Annotated in this window: 17 protein-coding genes; 13 read left to right on the top strand and 4 right to left on the bottom strand. The window is 57.9% G+C overall.

Features of this window, described 5'->3' with window-relative positions; genetic code table 11:
* Window positions 1-19 precede the first annotated feature (19 nt).
* On the bottom strand, window positions 20-1,948 hold the full coding sequence (locus AC2FIZ_RS10755; protein ID WP_271949797.1) for an elongation factor G: 1,929 nt from the start codon (window positions 1,946-1,948) through the stop codon (window positions 20-22).
* A gap of 207 nt (window positions 1,949-2,155) precedes the next feature.
* The gene (gene hemN, locus AC2FIZ_RS10750) at window positions 2,156-3,511 is read right to left on the bottom strand and encodes an oxygen-independent coproporphyrinogen III oxidase (RefSeq protein ID WP_281995392.1); all 1,356 of its coding nucleotides are present in this window, start codon (window positions 3,509-3,511) and stop codon (window positions 2,156-2,158) included.
* Between the two features lie 61 nt (window positions 3,512-3,572).
* Between hemN and fnrL the strand changes: the two genes are divergently transcribed.
* Both fnrL and AC2FIZ_RS10740 read left to right on the top strand, forming a co-directional pair.
* On the top strand, window positions 3,573-4,316 hold the full coding sequence (gene fnrL / locus AC2FIZ_RS10745) for a transcriptional regulator FnrL (protein WP_281973102.1): 744 nt from the start codon (window positions 3,573-3,575) through the stop codon (window positions 4,314-4,316).
* Window positions 4,317-4,388: 72 nt separating this feature from the next.
* Window positions 4,389-4,643 carry a GlsB/YeaQ/YmgE family stress response membrane protein gene (locus AC2FIZ_RS10740; RefSeq protein WP_142636950.1) on the top strand — a complete coding sequence of 85 codons (255 nt, stop codon included), beginning with the start codon at window positions 4,389-4,391 and terminating at the stop codon, window positions 4,641-4,643.
* A 28-nt stretch (window positions 4,644-4,671) separates the two neighbouring features.
* Here the strand turns inward: AC2FIZ_RS10740 and AC2FIZ_RS10735 are convergent, their stop codons facing one another.
* The gene (locus tag AC2FIZ_RS10735) at window positions 4,672-5,511 is read right to left on the bottom strand and encodes a universal stress protein (RefSeq protein ID WP_271949806.1); all 840 of its coding nucleotides are present in this window, start codon (window positions 5,509-5,511) and stop codon (window positions 4,672-4,674) included.
* Between the two features lie 195 nt (window positions 5,512-5,706).
* On the opposite strand from AC2FIZ_RS10735, the gene ccoN reads away from it, so the two are divergent.
* From ccoN to ccoP, 4 genes are read left to right on the top strand one after another with little or no spacing between them, the layout of a single operon-like run.
* Window positions 5,707-7,314, top strand: a complete 1,608-nt coding sequence (gene ccoN / locus AC2FIZ_RS10730; protein ID WP_142636945.1) for a cytochrome-c oxidase, cbb3-type subunit I — start codon at window positions 5,707-5,709, stop codon at window positions 7,312-7,314.
* A 14-nt stretch (window positions 7,315-7,328) separates the two neighbouring features.
* Complete coding sequence (gene ccoO, locus AC2FIZ_RS10725) at window positions 7,329-8,057, top strand: cytochrome-c oxidase, cbb3-type subunit II (RefSeq protein WP_142636943.1); 729 nt, start codon at window positions 7,329-7,331, stop codon at window positions 8,055-8,057.
* 11 nt (window positions 8,058-8,068) lie between these two features.
* A complete protein-coding gene (locus AC2FIZ_RS10720; RefSeq protein ID WP_142636941.1) occupies window positions 8,069-8,281 on the top strand; it encodes a cbb3-type cytochrome oxidase subunit 3 in 213 nt (70 codons plus the stop codon).
* On the top strand, window positions 8,278-9,141 hold the full coding sequence (gene ccoP / locus AC2FIZ_RS10715) for a cytochrome-c oxidase, cbb3-type subunit III (RefSeq protein WP_142636939.1): 864 nt from the start codon (window positions 8,278-8,280) through the stop codon (window positions 9,139-9,141). The genes AC2FIZ_RS10720 and ccoP overlap by 4 nt, the downstream gene beginning before the upstream one ends.
* A gap of 103 nt (window positions 9,142-9,244) precedes the next feature.
* Here ccoP and AC2FIZ_RS10710 read toward each other — a convergent pair whose 3' ends face one another.
* The gene (locus AC2FIZ_RS10710) at window positions 9,245-9,427 is read right to left on the bottom strand and encodes a hypothetical protein (RefSeq protein WP_142636937.1); all 183 of its coding nucleotides are present in this window, start codon (window positions 9,425-9,427) and stop codon (window positions 9,245-9,247) included.
* A 100-nt stretch (window positions 9,428-9,527) separates the two neighbouring features.
* Here AC2FIZ_RS10710 and AC2FIZ_RS10705 point away from each other — a divergent pair, with 100 nt between their 5' ends.
* The 7 genes from AC2FIZ_RS10705 (at window position 9,528) to nusG (ending at window position 15,740) form a co-directional block, all read left to right on the top strand.
* Window positions 9,528-10,403 carry a LysR family transcriptional regulator gene (locus AC2FIZ_RS10705; protein ID WP_271949812.1) on the top strand — a complete coding sequence of 292 codons (876 nt, stop codon included), beginning with the start codon at window positions 9,528-9,530 and terminating at the stop codon, window positions 10,401-10,403.
* Window positions 10,404-10,503: 100 nt separating this feature from the next.
* Entirely contained in the window at window positions 10,504-11,931 is a 1,428-nt protein-coding gene (ccoG, locus tag AC2FIZ_RS10700; protein WP_496791009.1) for a cytochrome c oxidase accessory protein CcoG, read from the top strand.
* 2 nt (window positions 11,932-11,933) lie between these two features.
* Window positions 11,934-12,392, top strand: coding sequence for a FixH family protein (locus tag AC2FIZ_RS10695; protein ID WP_271949816.1), 459 nt, complete (start codon window positions 11,934-11,936; stop codon window positions 12,390-12,392).
* Window positions 12,393-12,395: 3 nt separating this feature from the next.
* Window positions 12,396-14,573 (top strand): heavy metal translocating P-type ATPase, encoded by a 2,178-nt coding sequence (locus AC2FIZ_RS10690; protein ID WP_496689901.1) that lies wholly within the window; start codon window positions 12,396-12,398, stop codon window positions 14,571-14,573.
* 5 nt (window positions 14,574-14,578) lie between these two features.
* Window positions 14,579-14,737, top strand: coding sequence for a cbb3-type cytochrome oxidase assembly protein CcoS (ccoS, locus tag AC2FIZ_RS10685; protein WP_142636927.1), 159 nt, complete (start codon window positions 14,579-14,581; stop codon window positions 14,735-14,737).
* Window positions 14,738-14,807: 70 nt separating this feature from the next.
* Window positions 14,808-15,005 carry a preprotein translocase subunit SecE gene (gene secE, locus AC2FIZ_RS10680; RefSeq protein WP_142636925.1) on the top strand — a complete coding sequence of 66 codons (198 nt, stop codon included), beginning with the start codon at window positions 14,808-14,810 and terminating at the stop codon, window positions 15,003-15,005.
* A gap of 201 nt (window positions 15,006-15,206) precedes the next feature.
* Window positions 15,207-15,740 carry a transcription termination/antitermination protein NusG gene (nusG, locus tag AC2FIZ_RS10675; protein WP_142637254.1) on the top strand — a complete coding sequence of 178 codons (534 nt, stop codon included), beginning with the start codon at window positions 15,207-15,209 and terminating at the stop codon, window positions 15,738-15,740.
* The last annotated feature ends 27 nt before the right edge of the window (window positions 15,741-15,767 follow it).

The raw sequence follows: 15,767 nt of genomic DNA, 5'->3' as shown, positions 1-15,767 counted from the left end.
AGCCCGCTCGCCGTGTTTTTCACGCGTTTGCGGTTTCCCGCGTTGCCGCTTTCGGTATCGGGCCGCGCAGTTCTTCATAGTGATCAAAGCTTAACTTTACCCAACCGGTGCCGCGCGTGGCGCTGGCCAGGGTGCGATGCAACTCATCCTCGGCCACGGCAGGAAGTTGGGCATTGAAAATCTCCCAGCCCGAAGCGTTGGGGTTGCCTTCGAATCCCAGCACTTGACCCTGTAAGGAACTGATCGTGGGGACAAGATCACCGACGAAATCGGATGGCAAGTGAATCTCTGCGTTCAGAATGGGTTGCAGGACCACCGGTTTGGCCTGAGGCAGCGCCTCGCGTACGGCGTTCTTGCCTGCGGTGCGGAAAGCATAATCGGAACTGTCCACATTGTGGTGTTTGCCGTCACTCAGCGTGATTTTGACATCAACAACAGGGAAGCCCTCAGGCCCCTGCTCCAGCGCGTCCTTGGCCCCGTGTTCAACTGAGGGAATATAGTTGCGCGGCACCGAACCGCCTTTCACGATCTCTTCGAACTGAAACCCTGATCCGCGCGGCATGGGCGTGACCGAGATCACGACATCTGCAAACTGACCCGCACCACCGGATTGCTTGCGGTGACGGTGGCGGTGTTCGATGGGCGCACGGATGGTTTCGCGATAGGCGGTCTCGATCGGGTCGGCCACGATTTCGATCCCGAAATCTTCGGCCAGTTTGGCGGTGATCCGGCGCATGTGCTGCGGGCCTTGAGAGCCCAGCACCGCATGGCCGCTCAGCTCATCCTGCTCCAGATGGAGACCGGGGTCGATCTCGACCAGACGGGTCAGAGCGTTCGACAGGCGCACGTCATCTCGCTCATGCGCGGGTGATACGATCTGACGTTGGGCGACTGGATGTGATGATGCCCATTCCGGCAACGGAGATTCGGATTTGCTGTCGTAAACATTGCCGGGGATCAGGTGATCGGATTTCACGGCCAGCCCGATCTGACCTGCCTCCAGCCCGGAAATCTGGGTCTTGGCGTCAAGTGTCGTCAGATTGCCGACTGTCTCACCTCCCAAAGCTTCATGCGCACGCACGCCATCTCCCAGGCCACGAAGGACGATGATCTTGCCGATATGTTTCTTCACGTCCGCGAATCCCGCAATGGCGCGGGCAGTCTCGGTGGCCTCATCGCGGTTGGCGGCAATGTTGAACTCAGGGGCTTCGTGCCGCAGGGCTTTCATCAGGCGGGTCAGGCCATTGCCATGGCTGGCCGCGCCCAGACAGGCGGGGATCAACTGGTGGTTCTGCAAAACCTGCGCGGCCAGATCGTAGATCTCGGCACTTGCGGGCTGTTTGTCTTCGATCAGCTGCTCCAACAGGTGATCGTCAAAATCCGACAGCGTCTCTAGCAGCTCGGTGCGGGCTTCTTGTTCGCGGTCCTCGACCGAGAGCGGCAGTTCGATCAGGGCCGAGGGCTGGCCTTCCTGATATTTCCAAGCCCGCTCCGAGATCAGATCGACCGCGCCGACTATTGTCTCGCCGTCGCGAATAGGGACCTGACGTAGGGCGATGTGGTGGGTGCAGTAGGTCTGTAGCGCGGCGATGATATCCCGGATACGGCCATTTGGGGCGTCCATCCGATTGATGAACAGGAAACAGGGAATGCCCGCCTCTTCAACCAGCCGCAGATAGGGCGCGCACAAGACAGCCGCGTCTGGGTCCGGCGGGACAACCACAACCGCCGCATCCGAAATCGCCATGGCTGGTCCGACATAACCCAGATTGTCGCTGCCCCCGTCCACGTCGATCGCGCACCAGGGCTCGTCCAAGTAAGAAAAACCGTGCAAGTGCACGGTTCCGGAGACATCGAATGTGGTGGGTCGGTTGTCGAGACGGCTTATGGCCTCGACCAGGGTTGTCTTGCCAGATTGGCTGGGGCCGAGGACGGTGAATACGCGCATGAGTGATGTCCCTCTTTTCAGGTTGCAGTAATACCTGCACGAAAAGGGCCGACCCACACGGCTGCGTGGGCGAGGACTGACTGCGAATTCACCTGCCTCAGGGTTCGGATCGTTCCGCCCAAGTGTGAAGACAACCAGAGGCTCGCGTCAAGCCCCTGTACTGGTATCTAAGCGGCGGGCCGCACAACCGGGCCCACCTGTAAGCGATCAGATCGCCGAGCTGTGGCCTGCCTTGCTCAGGTCATAGGCGTCAAAGCTGCGGGCAATCATTCGGGTCAGCGGCCGGGCCTCGGGTGGAATGAACAGGCCATCCTTGGTGACGTGTAGCAGATTGTTGAAGTCGGCATTGGCCTTCTGGAACATCTCGTTCAGCTCTTGGGCGGATATGTTGTGGTCACGCAGAATCTCAGCCGAATTGATCTGAAAATCACACATCAGCGCTTCGATCAGACGTGCGCGCAAAATGTCCTGCCCTTTGAACAAATGCCCGCGCGAGGTCGAAAAGCGCCCCTCGCGGATGGCTTTCGTATAGGCCGATGTTGCCGGTGCGTTCTGGGCGTAGCCCTGAGGAAACCGCGAGATCGAGCTTGCGCCCACACCGATCAGCACCTCGGCTTGATCATCCGTATAACCCTGAAAGTTCCGTTTCAGTCGCCCGGTCCTGAGCGCATGTGTCAGACCATCATCCTGCGTGGCAAAGTGGTCAATTCCGATCTCGGCGTAATCATCCCAGAGGAACAGTCGACGCGCCGTCTCGAACAGCTCCAGACGTTGCTCGGGCGTGGGCAATGCGTCCGAAGGAATCAACTGTTGCCGCTTGGCCATCCACGGCACGTGGGCGTATCCGTACAGCGCAACGCGGTCGGGGTTCAGTGACAGCAGTTTCTGTACGCTTTCAGTCATCCTTGATTTGGTCTGATGCGGCAGACCGTACAGGATATCTGCGTTCAGACTGGTAATGCCGCGGGCACGGATCATGTCCACAGCTGCGCGCGTGGTGTCATAGCTTTGGACGCGACCGATAGTTTTCTGAATCTCATCGTCGAAATCCTGCACGCCGATCGAGGCACGGTTCATGCCCGCTTCGGCCAGCGCGTCCAGTCGGGCTTGGTCAATCTCGTTCGGGTCGATTTCGACCGAGAATTCAGCACCCGGGCCCAGCGGGATAACATCCAGAATGCGTGTGGCCAGATCTCGCATCAGATCGGGATTCAACAGCGTTGGTGTGCCGCCGCCCCAGTGCAGACGCGAGAGGGTGACGCCTTGAGGCAGGCGCGCGGCCAGCAGATCAAGCTCGGCCTTGAGGACGTCGACATAGGCGATGACCGGGTTGTCAGTTTGCGTCCCCTGTGTTCGGCAGGCACAAAACCAACACAGCCTGCGGCAGAAGGGCACGTGTATGTACAACGAGACGGAGCTGCCGGGTTTAATGCCGGTAATCCAGTCTTCGTAAAGGTTTACCCCCACATCATTGTTGAAGTGAGGGGCTGTTGGATAGCTTGTGTAGCGCGGTACTTTCGCGTCAAATAGTCCAAGCTTTGCAAGTTGTGGTTTAACTATCATGGCGATACCGTTAGAGGACGGCACGCCTAGCAACCTTGATAGAGATCAAGTGGGAACGCGCATGACACAGATTTTCAAAATCGATCATACAAACTGTGAAGATTGTCCAATCCGCCACAGAGCAGTCTGTGCGCATTGCGATGTTCATGAGCTGGAGCTTCTTGAAGGTATTAAATATTATCGCAGCTTCGAGGCTGGGCAGACAATCATCTGGTCCGGTGATCAGATGAATTTCGTGGGCTCGGTCGTGTCGGGGATCGCTTCTTTGACTCAGACCATGGAAGATGGGCGCACGCAGATGGTTGGCCTTTTGCTGCCCAGCGATTTCGTCGGTCGTCCCGGTCGAGATTCAGCGCCTTACGACGTCGTGGCAACGACTGACATTGTCATGTGCTGTTTCCGTAAGAAGCCGTTCGAAGAACTGATGGGTGCGACTCCGCATATCGCGCATCGTTTGCTTCAGATGACATTGGATGAGCTGGACGCTGCCCGTGAATGGATGCTGGTGCTGGGGCGCAAGACTGCGCGCGAAAAAATCGCAAGCCTGTTGTCCATCATCGCGCGCCGGGATGCGTCGATTGGGCAGAACGGGAGTTCCAGCCCAATCGTTTTTGATCTTCCGCTGACGCGCGAGGCGATGGCAGACTACCTTGGCCTTACACTGGAAACTGTCAGCCGTCAGATATCCGCCTTGAAGAAAGACGAGATCATCTTGCTAGAAGGAAAGCGCCGTGTATCTGTTCCGGATATGGGCCGGTTGATGGAAGAGGCAGGCGACGATTCCGATGGCGGATATCTGGTGTGATTCACATACGGCGTGACCCGTTGTCTTAACCGTGGTTTAGTGGGACCAGTGAAACTGCGTCAGGAGTAAGTCATGGGATTCAGCAGCCTTTTGGCCATGCTGCTTATTGGTGCCATCGCGGGATGGTTGTCCGGAAAGATCATGGAAGGCCGGGGATTCGGCTTGATTGGTAACATCATCGTTGGCGTTGTCGGGGCATTTCTGGCCGGGCTGATTTTCCCAGCCCTTGGTTTTGCCGTCGGCGGCGGTCTGGTCTCGTCAATTATTTTCGCCACCATTGGGGCAATCATTCTGCTTTTCCTGATCGGCCTTGTGAAACGCGGATAAAAGCCGCCCGCTGGGCGGCTCTGCCGTTTCAATGTGCCATGAACACCGGAACAGTCGATTGTTCCAGCATATTACGTGTCGCGCCGCCCAGGATGGCTTCTCGGAATCGGGAGTGCCCATAGGCGCCCATGACGATCATATCTGTTTCGGTATCCGTCGCATGGCGGTTCAGGATGTCCGATACACGCGACATTGTTTTGCTGAGCACGTCGATTTCGCACTTAACTCCGTGGCGCGACAGCATCTGGGACAACAACCCACCGGGGTCCGAGCGATCCGGCCCATGCGTTGGTGGGTCGATCACCACGATCCGCACCTGATCGGCCTCGATCAGGAAGGGTAGGGCGCAGCGAATGGCGCGCATGGCCTCGACGCTTTCGTTCCAGCCGACCAAGACAGTACCGGGCTTGTCAAAAGGCGTCGTGTTTTCGGGAATGACCAGAACCGGAGCGTGACCTTCGAACATGGCTGCCTCGACGATAGGCTCTGCTTCGACGCTGCGGTCTTTTCCGTAAGGTTGCGGCAGAATAACAAGGTCCGAGAACCGCGCCCGATGGGCAACGTGGCGACCAATATCGGCAATCTGGGCCACGCCGCTTTCTGCAGACCAGCGTACGCCGGAACTGTTCAGATAGGTCTCTGCATAGTGCAGGGTGTCCTCGGCCTCTGCTTTGGCGCGGGACAGGGTCTCCTGCAGAATCAGCGCGTTGGCGCCAGCATAGTAATAACCGGTCTGACTGCGATCGACCCCCAGGCACAGGGCTTCGGCATGCGCATCCTGGGCTGTGGCCAGTGCTGCCATCTGTGCCAGCGCCGGGGCCGATTGTTCCGTTTCCGTTAGAACTGTGAGAAGGGACTTATACGCCATCTTGACCTCTTGCCTCCAGGGCCGTTCCGTCTGCGACATTCCGGCCAAATCATTTCTGTAGCCTTGTCACAATATTCGCTATTCTGTCTTGATACAGATCAAAGCAGTTTGGGCTGTCCTCGGACAAAACAACAACCAGTCAAATGGGTTCCGCGACAAAAAAGAATCGCGCGGAGCATGGCAAAGGGACGCAATATGTCAAATTACATCAAGCTGATCGTGCTTGGTCTGATCGTGCTGTTTGCAGCGATCGGGACCAATTATGCACGCGATTTGGCGTATCAGGTGCATGCAATTCTGGTGATGTTGATCGCCGCGGGATTGTTCATCTGGACGCTTAGAAACACGGATGAGCCAGATATCCTCATAGATCGTTCAGGCGAGTACATGGACGATGTGGTCCGTTACGGCGTAATCGCGACGGCCTTTTGGGGCGTGGTTGGTTTTCTTGCCGGGACATTCATCGCCTTTCAGCTGGCCTATCCGGTGCTGAACTTTGAATGGGCACAAGGATATCTGAATTTTGGCCGATTGCGTCCGCTACATACATCGGCGGTTATCTTTGCCTTTGGCGGCAACGCACTAATCGCAACGTCCTTCTACGTCGTCCAGCGGACCAGCGCCGCGCGCCTGTGGGGCGGCAATCTGGCATGGTTCGTTTTCTGGGGCTACCAGCTGTTCATTGTGCTGGCTGCGACCGGGTATGTGCTGGGTGGAACCCAGTCCAAGGAATACGCCGAGCCGGAGTGGTATGTCGATCTGTGGCTGACCATCGTCTGGGTGGCCTATCTGGCTGTGTTCCTTGGGACGATTGTCAGGCGGAAAGAGCCGCACATTTATGTGGCGAACTGGTTCTACCTGGCCTTTATTGTTACCGTCGCCATGCTGCATCTGGTCAACAACATGACTATCCCTGTCAGCATCTGGGGTTCGAAATCTGTCATCGTCTGGTCAGGCGTTCAGGACGCAATGATCCAGTGGTGGTACGGCCACAACGCTGTGGGCTTTTTCCTGACAGCCGGCTTTCTGGGTATGATGTACTACTTCATCCCGAAACAGGCCGAGCGACCGGTGTTCAGTTACAAGCTGTCGATCATCCACTTCTGGGCGCTGATCTTCCTGTATATCTGGGCTGGTCCGCACCATTTGCACTATACCGCGCTGCCTGACTGGGCCTCGACACTGGGCATGGTGTTCTCGATCGTGCTGTGGATGCCGTCCTGGGGTGGCATGATCAACGGCCTGATGACCCTATCGGGTGCGTGGGACAAGCTGCGTACGGACCCGGTGATCCGGATGATGGTGATCTCGGTCGGCTTCTATGGCATGTCCACTTTTGAGGGCCCGATGATGTCGATCCGAGCGGTTAACTCTTTGAGCCACTATACCGACTGGACCATTGGTCACGTGCATTCGGGTGCGCTGGGTTGGAACGGCATGATCACCTTTGGTGCGCTGTACTTCCTGGTGCCCGTCTTGTGGAAGCGTGAGCGTCTGTATTCGCTGCAGATGGTCAGCTGGCACTTCTGGCTCGCCACTATCGGCATCGTGCTCTACGCCGCGTCGATGTGGGTGACAGGTATCATGGAAGGCCTGATGTGGCGCGAAGTGGATGCCAACGGTTTCCTTGTGAACTCGTTCGCCGACACCGTGGCTGCCAAGTTCCCGATGTATGTGGTGCGAGCTCTGGGTGGGGTCATGTTCCTCGCTGGGGCGCTGATCATGTGCTACAACCTGTGGATGACTGTGCGGAAAGCGCCGGCCAAAGAGGCCAGCCTGACCGTCGCGGTCCCGGCTGAATAAGGAGGGCCGGAGCAATGGCAATTCTCGACAAACATAAGATCCTCGAGACCAACGCGACCCTCCTGCTGATCTTCAGCTTCCTGGTCGTGACCATCGGTGGCATCGTGCAGATCACCCCGCTGTTCTATCTTGAGAACACCATCGAAAAGGTGGAGGGCATGCGCCCTTACACCCCCTTGGAAATGGCGGGCCGTGACATCTATATCCGCGAAGGTTGCTATGTCTGCCACAGTCAGATGATCCGCCCGATGCGGGATGAGGTCGAGCGCTATGGCCACTACTCGCTGGCGGCTGAATCAATGTATGATCATCCGTTCCAGTGGGGGTCCAAACGCACCGGCCCTGATCTGGCCCGTGTCGGTGGTCGTTATTCTGACCAGTGGCATGTGGATCACCTGCGCAACCCGCAGTCGGTGGTGCCTGAATCTGTAATGCCGAAATACGGCTTCCTCGAGCATCGCAAGATTGACGGTAAGTATATCGGTGATGTCATGAAGGCGAATGCGCTGGTAGGCACGCCCTATACCGAAGAGATGCTGGAGAACGCCGTGGCGGATTTCCGGGCGCAGGCCGATCCCGACAGTGACTATGACGGCCTGCTGGAACGCTATGGTGACAAGGTCAGCGTGCGGAACTTCGATGGTCAGCCCGAGCTGACTGAAGCGGATGCGATGGTCGCTTATCTGCAGATGCTGGGAACGCTGGTCGATTTCTCGACCTTCACCCCAGACGCGAACCGGTAAAGGAGGGTGTGATGGAAGAATATACACTCTTACGGCAATTCGCGGATAGCTGGATGTTGCTGCTGCTCTTTGTTTTCTTTGTTGGGATCATAATCTGGGTTTTTCGCCCGGGTTCCAGCAAGGAATACAAGGACACCGCGAATATCCCGTTTCGGCATGATGATGCACCAGCGCCCCTGCGGGGCGACGACAATCCCGCCACATCCAAGGAGGCGCGGCAATGAGCAAGACACCTGAAAAACAGCCGGGTGATCCGAGTACAACTGGCCACAGCTGGGATGGTATCGAAGAATTCGAAAACCCGATGCCGCGCTGGTGGTTGTGGACATTCTACGCCACCATCTTCTGGGCGGTGATCTATACGATCATGTATCCCGCATGGCCCTTGGTTCAATCCGCCACTGCTGGCGTTTTGGGCTGGTCCTCTCGCGCTCTGGTACAAGAAGAGATGATTGCGTTTGAAGAGGCGAATGCCCCTTGGAACGCCAAGCTTGTGGAAACATCGCTTGAAGATATCTCGGCAGATCCCGAACTGCAGCAATACGCGGCGAATGCCGGGGGCGCGGTGTTCCGTACCTGGTGTGCGCAATGCCACGGCTCAGGCGCGCAGGGTGCACCAGGATTCCCGAACCTGCTGGATGACGCCTGGCTGTGGGGCGGTTCGCTTGAGGATATCGAGACCACAATCGCCTATGGCATTCGCAACGAGGAAAGCGACGATGCGCGCTATTCCGAAATGCCTGCATTTGGCGAAATCCTGGAACATGACGAGATCACCCAAGTGGTTCAATACGTGATGTCCCTGACCAATGCGCAGACTGATGACGTAGCTGCGCAGGCAGGCAAGGTCGTCTTCGAAGATAACTGTTCGTCCTGTCATGGCGAGGATGGCACTGGTGACGTCTTTCAGGGCGCACCCAACCTGACCGATGCGATCTGGCTCTATGGTGGCGACGCAGAGGCATTGACTGAGACCGTGACCAATAGCCGTTTCGGTGTAATGCCTGCTTGGGAAAACCGCCTTACCGACGCGCAGATCCGCGCTGTGACGGCCTATGTCCACCAGTTGGGTGGCGGTCAGTAAGGCCAAAAGAATACCTTCGGACGGTTCGCCGCCCGAAGGTTAAGGCACCGGCTGTTCTCTCTGTTCGCGCGTTTCCTGAACAGCCGGTGCTACTATTTTCAGACTACAGGCCCCCATTGGTGCAGTCCAGATGCGCCTTTTCGCGCGGGCCAGACTTTTCAATCCACCAGTGATGGTCCGGCAGCCAACTGCCGCGCGCAAGGTCACGGCTATCTGTGCCAGTGCCTTTGCCGTTAGCCTCTGTTTTGGTGGCTACCATGAAACTTCGTGCCAGTATCGCAAGCATCTGATCCCTCCTGGATTGTGTTGCCGCTGTTATCAGGATTGATCTTTAGCCTGATAAATGCGACTCAATTACCATTCCAATATGTAAGTAGGACTTACAGATGAACTGGATGGATATGCCGCCGCTTGCGGCTTTGCGCGCCTTTTCTGCCTTTGCTGAGACTGGAAATGTTGTTCAGGCAGGGGCGTCGCTGAATGTCAGTCACGCAGCGATCAGCCAACAACTGCGTGCGCTTGAAAAACACCTGGATCTGGCCCTTCTGGACCGATCCGGTAAATCCATGACCCTGACGGCCGAGGGCAAGGTTCTGGCGCGTGCCCTGCATTTGGGATTTGGGGCCATAGGTGCGGCGGTCACTGACCTGAAGCGTGCAACCGAGGATCGCCCGGTCCACGTATCGCTGACGGCCTCTTTCGCAGCTTCATGGCTTATGCCGCGCTTGCCCGCATTTCAGGCCGAGCATCCAGGCATTCACCTTGCGCTGGATCCCTCGCCCCGGTTGGTCGATCTGCGCCCGGGCGGCGTGGATCTGGCGATCAGATATGGGGCAGGGGACTGGCCCGATGTGACGGCCGAACTGCTGTTGCAAAGTCCGATCGTGATTGTCGCCGCGCCATCCCTGTTGACTGGGCGGGCACCTGTGACACCTAAAGCACTCAGCCGTCTGCCCTGGCTTGAGGAGTTCGGCACAACGGAGGCAACGCAATGGCTGGCCCGTCACGGCGTGGGCCATAGCCCCGGCGCTGGCCGCATCGCCTTGCCGGGAAACCTGCTGCTTGAGGGAGTGCGCGCCGGGCAGGGTGTGACGGCCACCGTGCGGCATTTTGTCGAAGCGGATATCATTGCGGGTCGATTGGTCGAACTGTTCCGCGAACCCGACGGGCGCGGATACCATATTGTCACCGGAAATATGCCGCTTCGTCCTGGGGTGAAGATATTTATCAGGTGGCTCAGGCGGCAAGCTGGTAAGATGTGACAAAAGGTGTCTTTACGATGCGCTTTTGACCCATGTCAAAGTGGCTGCCCGTATGATCTGGAAGAAGACGCCGTAGAACAGCTACATCTGGAGCCAGCCCGTGAGCGATTCCGACCCCGCCCCCAGCCTATACGCAGCGCGCGAACCGATCTTTCCCCGCCGCGTGTCCGGCCCGTTTCGCAACCTGAAATGGTTCATCATGGCGGTCACGCTGGGGATCTATTACGTCACACCCTGGATCAGATGGGATCGCGGTCCCAGCCTCCCGGACCAGGCGGTGCTGCTGGATCTGGCCAACCGGCGCTTTTACTTTTTCTGGATCGAGATATGGCCGCACGAGTTCTATTTCGTGGCCGGGTTGCTGATCATGGCCGGTCTGGGCCTGTTTCTGTTCACATCGGCGCTGGGGCGCGTGTGGTGCGGCTATGCCTGCCCGCAGACCGTCTGGACTGATTTGTATATCTTGGTCGAGCGCTGGATCGAAGGTGATCGAAACGCCCGTCTGCGCCTGCATCGTCAGAAAAAGGTGGATTTCCACAAAGCAAGGCTGCGTGTCACCAAATGGGTCGCTTGGCTGTTTATTGGTCTGGCAACGGGTGGTGCCTGGGTGTTCTATTTCGCGGATGCGCCAACGCTGGTCCGTGACCTAGTGACCGGAGATGCACATCCGGTCGCCTATACAACCATATTGATCCTGACGGGGACGACCTTTTTGTTTGGTGGGTTCGCACGCGAGCAGATCTGTATTTACGCCTGTCCCTGGCCGCGCATTCAGGCCGCGATGATGGACGAGGATACTCTGGTGGTTGGGTATCGCGAATGGCGCGGTGAACCGCGCGGCAAAGGCAAGCGGACCGCGGATTCCGATCTTGGGGACTGCATTGATTGCATGGCCTGTGTGAATGTCTGCCCTGTCGGTATCGACATCCGCGACGGTCAGCAGCTTGAATGTATCACCTGTGCGCTGTGCATCGACGCCTGCGATGCCATGATGGCCAAAATTGGCAAGCCGCGTGGCTTGATCGACTACATGGCGTTGAGCGACGAATCGAGTGAACGCGCCGGTCATCCGCCCAAGAATGTCTGGAAACACATCCTGCGGCCTCGGACCATCATGTATACGGGTATGTGGTCTGCGGTTGGCTTCGCGCTTTTGTTCGCCCTGTTCATCCGGTCTGACATTGATCTGACCGTAGCGCCGGTGCGAAACCCGACATTTGTAACCCTTTCTGACGGAACTATCCGTAACACTTATGATGTACGACTGCGGAACAAACATGGCGAGGACCGCCCATTCCAACTGACCCTGTCCGGTGATCCGGCCCTGAAGATACAGATCGAGGGGGTTGAAGGTGAGACTGTCAATGTGACGGCGGATACGGCACAGTTGACCCGTGTTTACATCGTCGCATCGGGCGACACCGGGCCAGCAACTTTGGATACGACGCCGGTCCGCATCTGGGTCGAAGACCTGCAGAGCGGTGAGCGCGCCTATAAGGACACCACGTTTAACGGACGAGGGAACTGAACATGGCTGAACGTAAATTCACCGGCAAACATGCGCTTGCTGTGTTCGTTGCATCCTTTGGCGTGATCATCACGGTGAACCTGGTTCTGGCCTATAGCGCGGTGAAGACCTTTCCGGGGCTCGAGGTCAAGAATTCCTATGTCGCCAGCCAGGAATTCAACGAACGCCTGAAGGAACATCAGGCGCTGGGCTGGTTTATCCGCGCCGAGATTTCGGGCGGATTGCTGATCCTGCATATAACCGATCAGACGGGCGCACCGGTCAAGGTGGCTGACCTGCAGGCCGTTGTGGGCCGCGCGACCCATGTCAAAGATGATTTTGCTCCTGATTTCATATTCGACGGGACTGCATATGCGACTCCGGCATCGCTGGGTCCGGGCAACTGGAACATTCGGCTGGTTGCCAAAGATCACAGCGGGGCCGAGTTTGCACAGCGCGTGCCGCTTTATGTGAAAGGCTAGGGGATGTCTGCGCAGATGTCCTCTGGCACCGCAGCTTGCCCCGGCTGTATCGCCGCCCCGGTAGAGCCCGCAAGGCCGATCCCGCAGGATGTGCAGATCGCGCTGTCATTGCCGGGAATTCACTGCTCGGCCTGTATTGCCACGGTCGAGCGTGAATTGAATGCCCAGCCCGGGGTCGAGGACGCGCGCGTGAACCTGACCTTGAAACGTGCGATGGTCAAAGCCGCGCCCGATCTGCGCGCCGCCGATCTGATCCCGGTGCTTGAACGCGTAGGCTTTGAGGCGCACGAGCTGGACCCTGGATCCCTGTCTGCCACGCAGTCCGACAAAGCTGGTCGCGACCTGTTGATGCGGTTGGCGGTGGCTGGTTTTGCCTCGATGAATGTAATGTTGCTGTCTGTCTCTGTCTGGTCAGGGGCAACCGATGCAACGCGCGACATGTTCCACTGGATTTCGGCAGCGATTGCTTTGCCTGCGATCGCGTTTTCGGCGCAGCCCTTCTTTGCCAATGCCTGGAGCGCCTTGCGCGTCGGTCGCCTGAATATGGATGTGCCGATCGTGTTGGCAATCCTGTTGGCATTGGCCACATCGCTGTGGGAAACCGCGCTGAGTGGTGAGCACGCCTATTTTGACGCCGCCCTGACCCTGACGTTCTTTCTGCTGGCCGGACGCTATCTGGACTACCGTACCCGCGCCGCCGCCCGATCCGCAGCCGAGGAGTTGACCGCGTTGGAAGTTCCGCGCGCGATCAGGCTGGCCGATGGTCAAGAAGTTGAGGTGCCCGTCGCAACGCTGAGCGTGGGTGATCTGATCCTGGTACGTCCCGGAGGCCGAATGCCGGTGGATGGCGAAATCGTTTCCGGGCAATCCGAGCTCGACCGATCGCTGCTGACGGGTGAAACCTTGCCGGTATTTGCGGAAACCGGTCTGACGGTCAGTGCTGGCGAGGTAAATCTAACGGGTCCATTGACCGTACGGGCGACAGCTGTGGGTGAGGATACATCGCTGCACCGCATGGCCGATCTTGTGGCCATCGCGGAATCTGGGCGGTCGCGTTATACTTCGCTGGCGGATAAGGCAGCCAAGCTTTATGCACCGGGCGTGCATATCCTGTCGGCGCTGAGCTTTCTGGGCTGGTATATCTATTCCGGCGATATCCGCACCGCGCTGAATATCGCAGCGGCGGTGCTGATCATCACCTGCCCCTGTGCGCTGGGTCTGGCCGTACCGGCGGTGACGACGGCGGCCTCGGGCCGGTTGTTCCGCAAAGGGATGCTGATCAAACACGCCACAGCGCTGGAACGCCTCGCCGAGGTGGATACGGTTGTGTTCGACAAGACGGGAACGCTGACCTCGGGAACGCCGGAGCTGACCAATCTTGCGGATCATGCGCCCGGCGATCTGGAAATCGCACTGGCACTGGCCGAGGCCTCGTCGCACCCGCTCTCTGTTGCGCTGGCGCAGGCTGCCCGTCAAGCGGGGGTCACGCCCGCAAATGTCGAGGGGATCTCTGAAGTTCCGGGGTACGGCACCGAAGGCATCTTTCAGGACCATCCCGTGCGTATGGGACGCGCCGAATGGACCGGTGGGCAAGAGGCTGAACAAACTGCGGCCTGGCTGTCGTTAGCAGGGCGGGCGCCTTCAGTGTTCTTGTTCTCGGACACATTGCGCGCCGGTGCGGCTGAGGCGGTTCAGGCGTTTCGCGATGAGGGGAAAAAGGTCATTTTGATCTCGGGCGATACGCAAGGCGCGGTTGAGACGCTGGCCGGTAAGCTGGGGATTGAGACATGGATTGCGCAGGCCCTGCCGCAGGACAAGGCAACCCATGTGCAAAGCCTGCGGGATCAAGGCTGCCACGTCCTGATGGTTGGTGACGGGCTGAACGACACGGCGGCGCTGGCCGCGGCGCATGTGTCGATTTCACCGGCCTCGGCGCTAGATGCTGCGCGCGTGGCATCCGATATCGTGCTGTTGGGTAACGACCTGTCGCCGATTGCGGGTGCCTGCGATACTGCGGTTAAGGCAACGAAACGGATTCGCGAGAACTTCCGTATTGCAACCATCTATAATATCATTGCAGTGCCACTGGCGGTTGCGGGCCTAGCCACGCCGCTGATCGCGGCATTGGCAATGTCGACCTCGTCCATTACCGTTTCTCTGAACGCGCTGCGGCTAAGGTGATCTGAATGGAAGTTCTGGCCTATCTCATACCGATTTCCCTGCTTTTGGGAGGGGTTGGCCTGTTTGCGTTCATCTATACCGTTCGGTCGAACCAGTATGACGACCCCGAAGGCGATGCGCGCCGCATTCTAAGCGACGAATGGGACGATAAGCCCAAGCCCTGACGGCCCCCTTGAAATTGCCTCAATGCCCGGTTATGTCCGGCCCATCCGCTAGCAGAGAGAACAAAGCCAAATGGCAACTATGAATCCGATCCAGTTTATTCAGCAGGTCCGTGCCGAGGTTTCAAAGGTCGTCTGGCCAACCCGCCGCGAGGTGTTGCTGACCACGGTCATGGTGTTCATCATGGCAGCACTGACGGCTGTGTTCTTTGCGCTGGTCGATCTTGGTATTCGTGGTGGCCTGCAGCTGATTCTGGGCATGTTCGGTTAAACCGGGCCGGGCAGGTCGGAAACGTCGCTGCCCCCTTGCACAGCTTGCGATGTCAGAGTAGGTGACGCGGTACTATTCGGAATGGGCGTGCGGCGATTCGGGCTGTGCGCCGCTTTTTATTCCGGGTGACGCGACAGATTTTCAATAACGGCTTTTCCGGTACATGGAATGCGGCCGAAGGCAAACAAGGACGACAGGTTCATGGCGAAACGGTGGTACTCGGTCAGCGTTCTTTCGAATTTCGAAAAGAAGATCGCAGAGCAGATCCGCACGTCGGTGGCCGAGCAGGGCCTTGAGGATGACATTGACGAAGTTCTGGTGCCCACCGAAGAGGTGATCGAAGTGCGCCGGGGCAAGAAAGTCACAACCGAACGTCGCTTTATGCCGGGTTACGTGCTGGTACATATGGAAATGTCGGATCAAGGGTATCACCTGGTCAACTCGATCAACCGGGTCACTGGTTTTCTGGGTCCGCAAGGCCGCCCGATGCCGATGCGCGATGCCGAGGTGAACCAGATCCTCAACCGTGTCCAGGAGGGCGAAGAAGCGCCCAAGCTGATGATCTCGTTCGAGATTGGCGAGAAGGTCAAGGTGAATGACGGTCCGTTCGAAGATTTCGACGGCATGGTCGAAGGTGTGGATGACGATAACCAGAAGCTGAAGGTCTCGGTCTCGATCTTTGGTCGGGAAACCCCGGTCGAGCTGGACTTCACTCAGGTCACCAAACAAAGCTAATTTCCAATTAGCGAAATTTGACAACGC

This window comes from Ruegeria sp. CDSB022, from assembly GCF_059611145.1.
This window is presented reverse-complemented; position numbering and strand designations above follow the sequence as displayed.

Coding starts and splice junctions, on each gene's coding strand:
- AC2FIZ_RS10755 (WP_271949797.1), bottom strand. CDS start 1,948: ATGCGCGTATTCACCGTCCTCGGCCCCAGCCAATCTGGCAAGACAACC.
- hemN (WP_281995392.1), bottom strand. CDS start 3,511: ATGATAGTTAAACCACAACTTGCAAAGCTTGGACTATTTGACGCGAAA.
- fnrL (WP_281973102.1), top strand. CDS start 3,573: ATGACACAGATTTTCAAAATCGATCATACAAACTGTGAAGATTGTCCA.
- AC2FIZ_RS10740 (WP_142636950.1), top strand. CDS start 4,389: ATGGGATTCAGCAGCCTTTTGGCCATGCTGCTTATTGGTGCCATCGCG.
- AC2FIZ_RS10735 (WP_271949806.1), bottom strand. CDS start 5,511: ATGGCGTATAAGTCCCTTCTCACAGTTCTAACGGAAACGGAACAATCG.
- ccoN (WP_142636945.1), top strand. CDS start 5,707: ATGTCAAATTACATCAAGCTGATCGTGCTTGGTCTGATCGTGCTGTTT.
- ccoO (WP_142636943.1), top strand. CDS start 7,329: ATGGCAATTCTCGACAAACATAAGATCCTCGAGACCAACGCGACCCTC.
- AC2FIZ_RS10720 (WP_142636941.1), top strand. CDS start 8,069: ATGGAAGAATATACACTCTTACGGCAATTCGCGGATAGCTGGATGTTG.
- ccoP (WP_142636939.1), top strand. CDS start 8,278: ATGAGCAAGACACCTGAAAAACAGCCGGGTGATCCGAGTACAACTGGC.
- AC2FIZ_RS10710 (WP_142636937.1), bottom strand. CDS start 9,427: ATGCTTGCGATACTGGCACGAAGTTTCATGGTAGCCACCAAAACAGAG.
- AC2FIZ_RS10705 (WP_271949812.1), top strand. CDS start 9,528: ATGAACTGGATGGATATGCCGCCGCTTGCGGCTTTGCGCGCCTTTTCT.
- AC2FIZ_RS10695 (WP_271949816.1), top strand. CDS start 11,934: ATGGCTGAACGTAAATTCACCGGCAAACATGCGCTTGCTGTGTTCGTT.
- AC2FIZ_RS10690 (WP_496689901.1), top strand. CDS start 12,396: ATGTCTGCGCAGATGTCCTCTGGCACCGCAGCTTGCCCCGGCTGTATC.
- ccoS (WP_142636927.1), top strand. CDS start 14,579: ATGGAAGTTCTGGCCTATCTCATACCGATTTCCCTGCTTTTGGGAGGG.
- secE (WP_142636925.1), top strand. CDS start 14,808: ATGGCAACTATGAATCCGATCCAGTTTATTCAGCAGGTCCGTGCCGAG.
- nusG (WP_142637254.1), top strand. CDS start 15,207: ATGGCGAAACGGTGGTACTCGGTCAGCGTTCTTTCGAATTTCGAAAAG.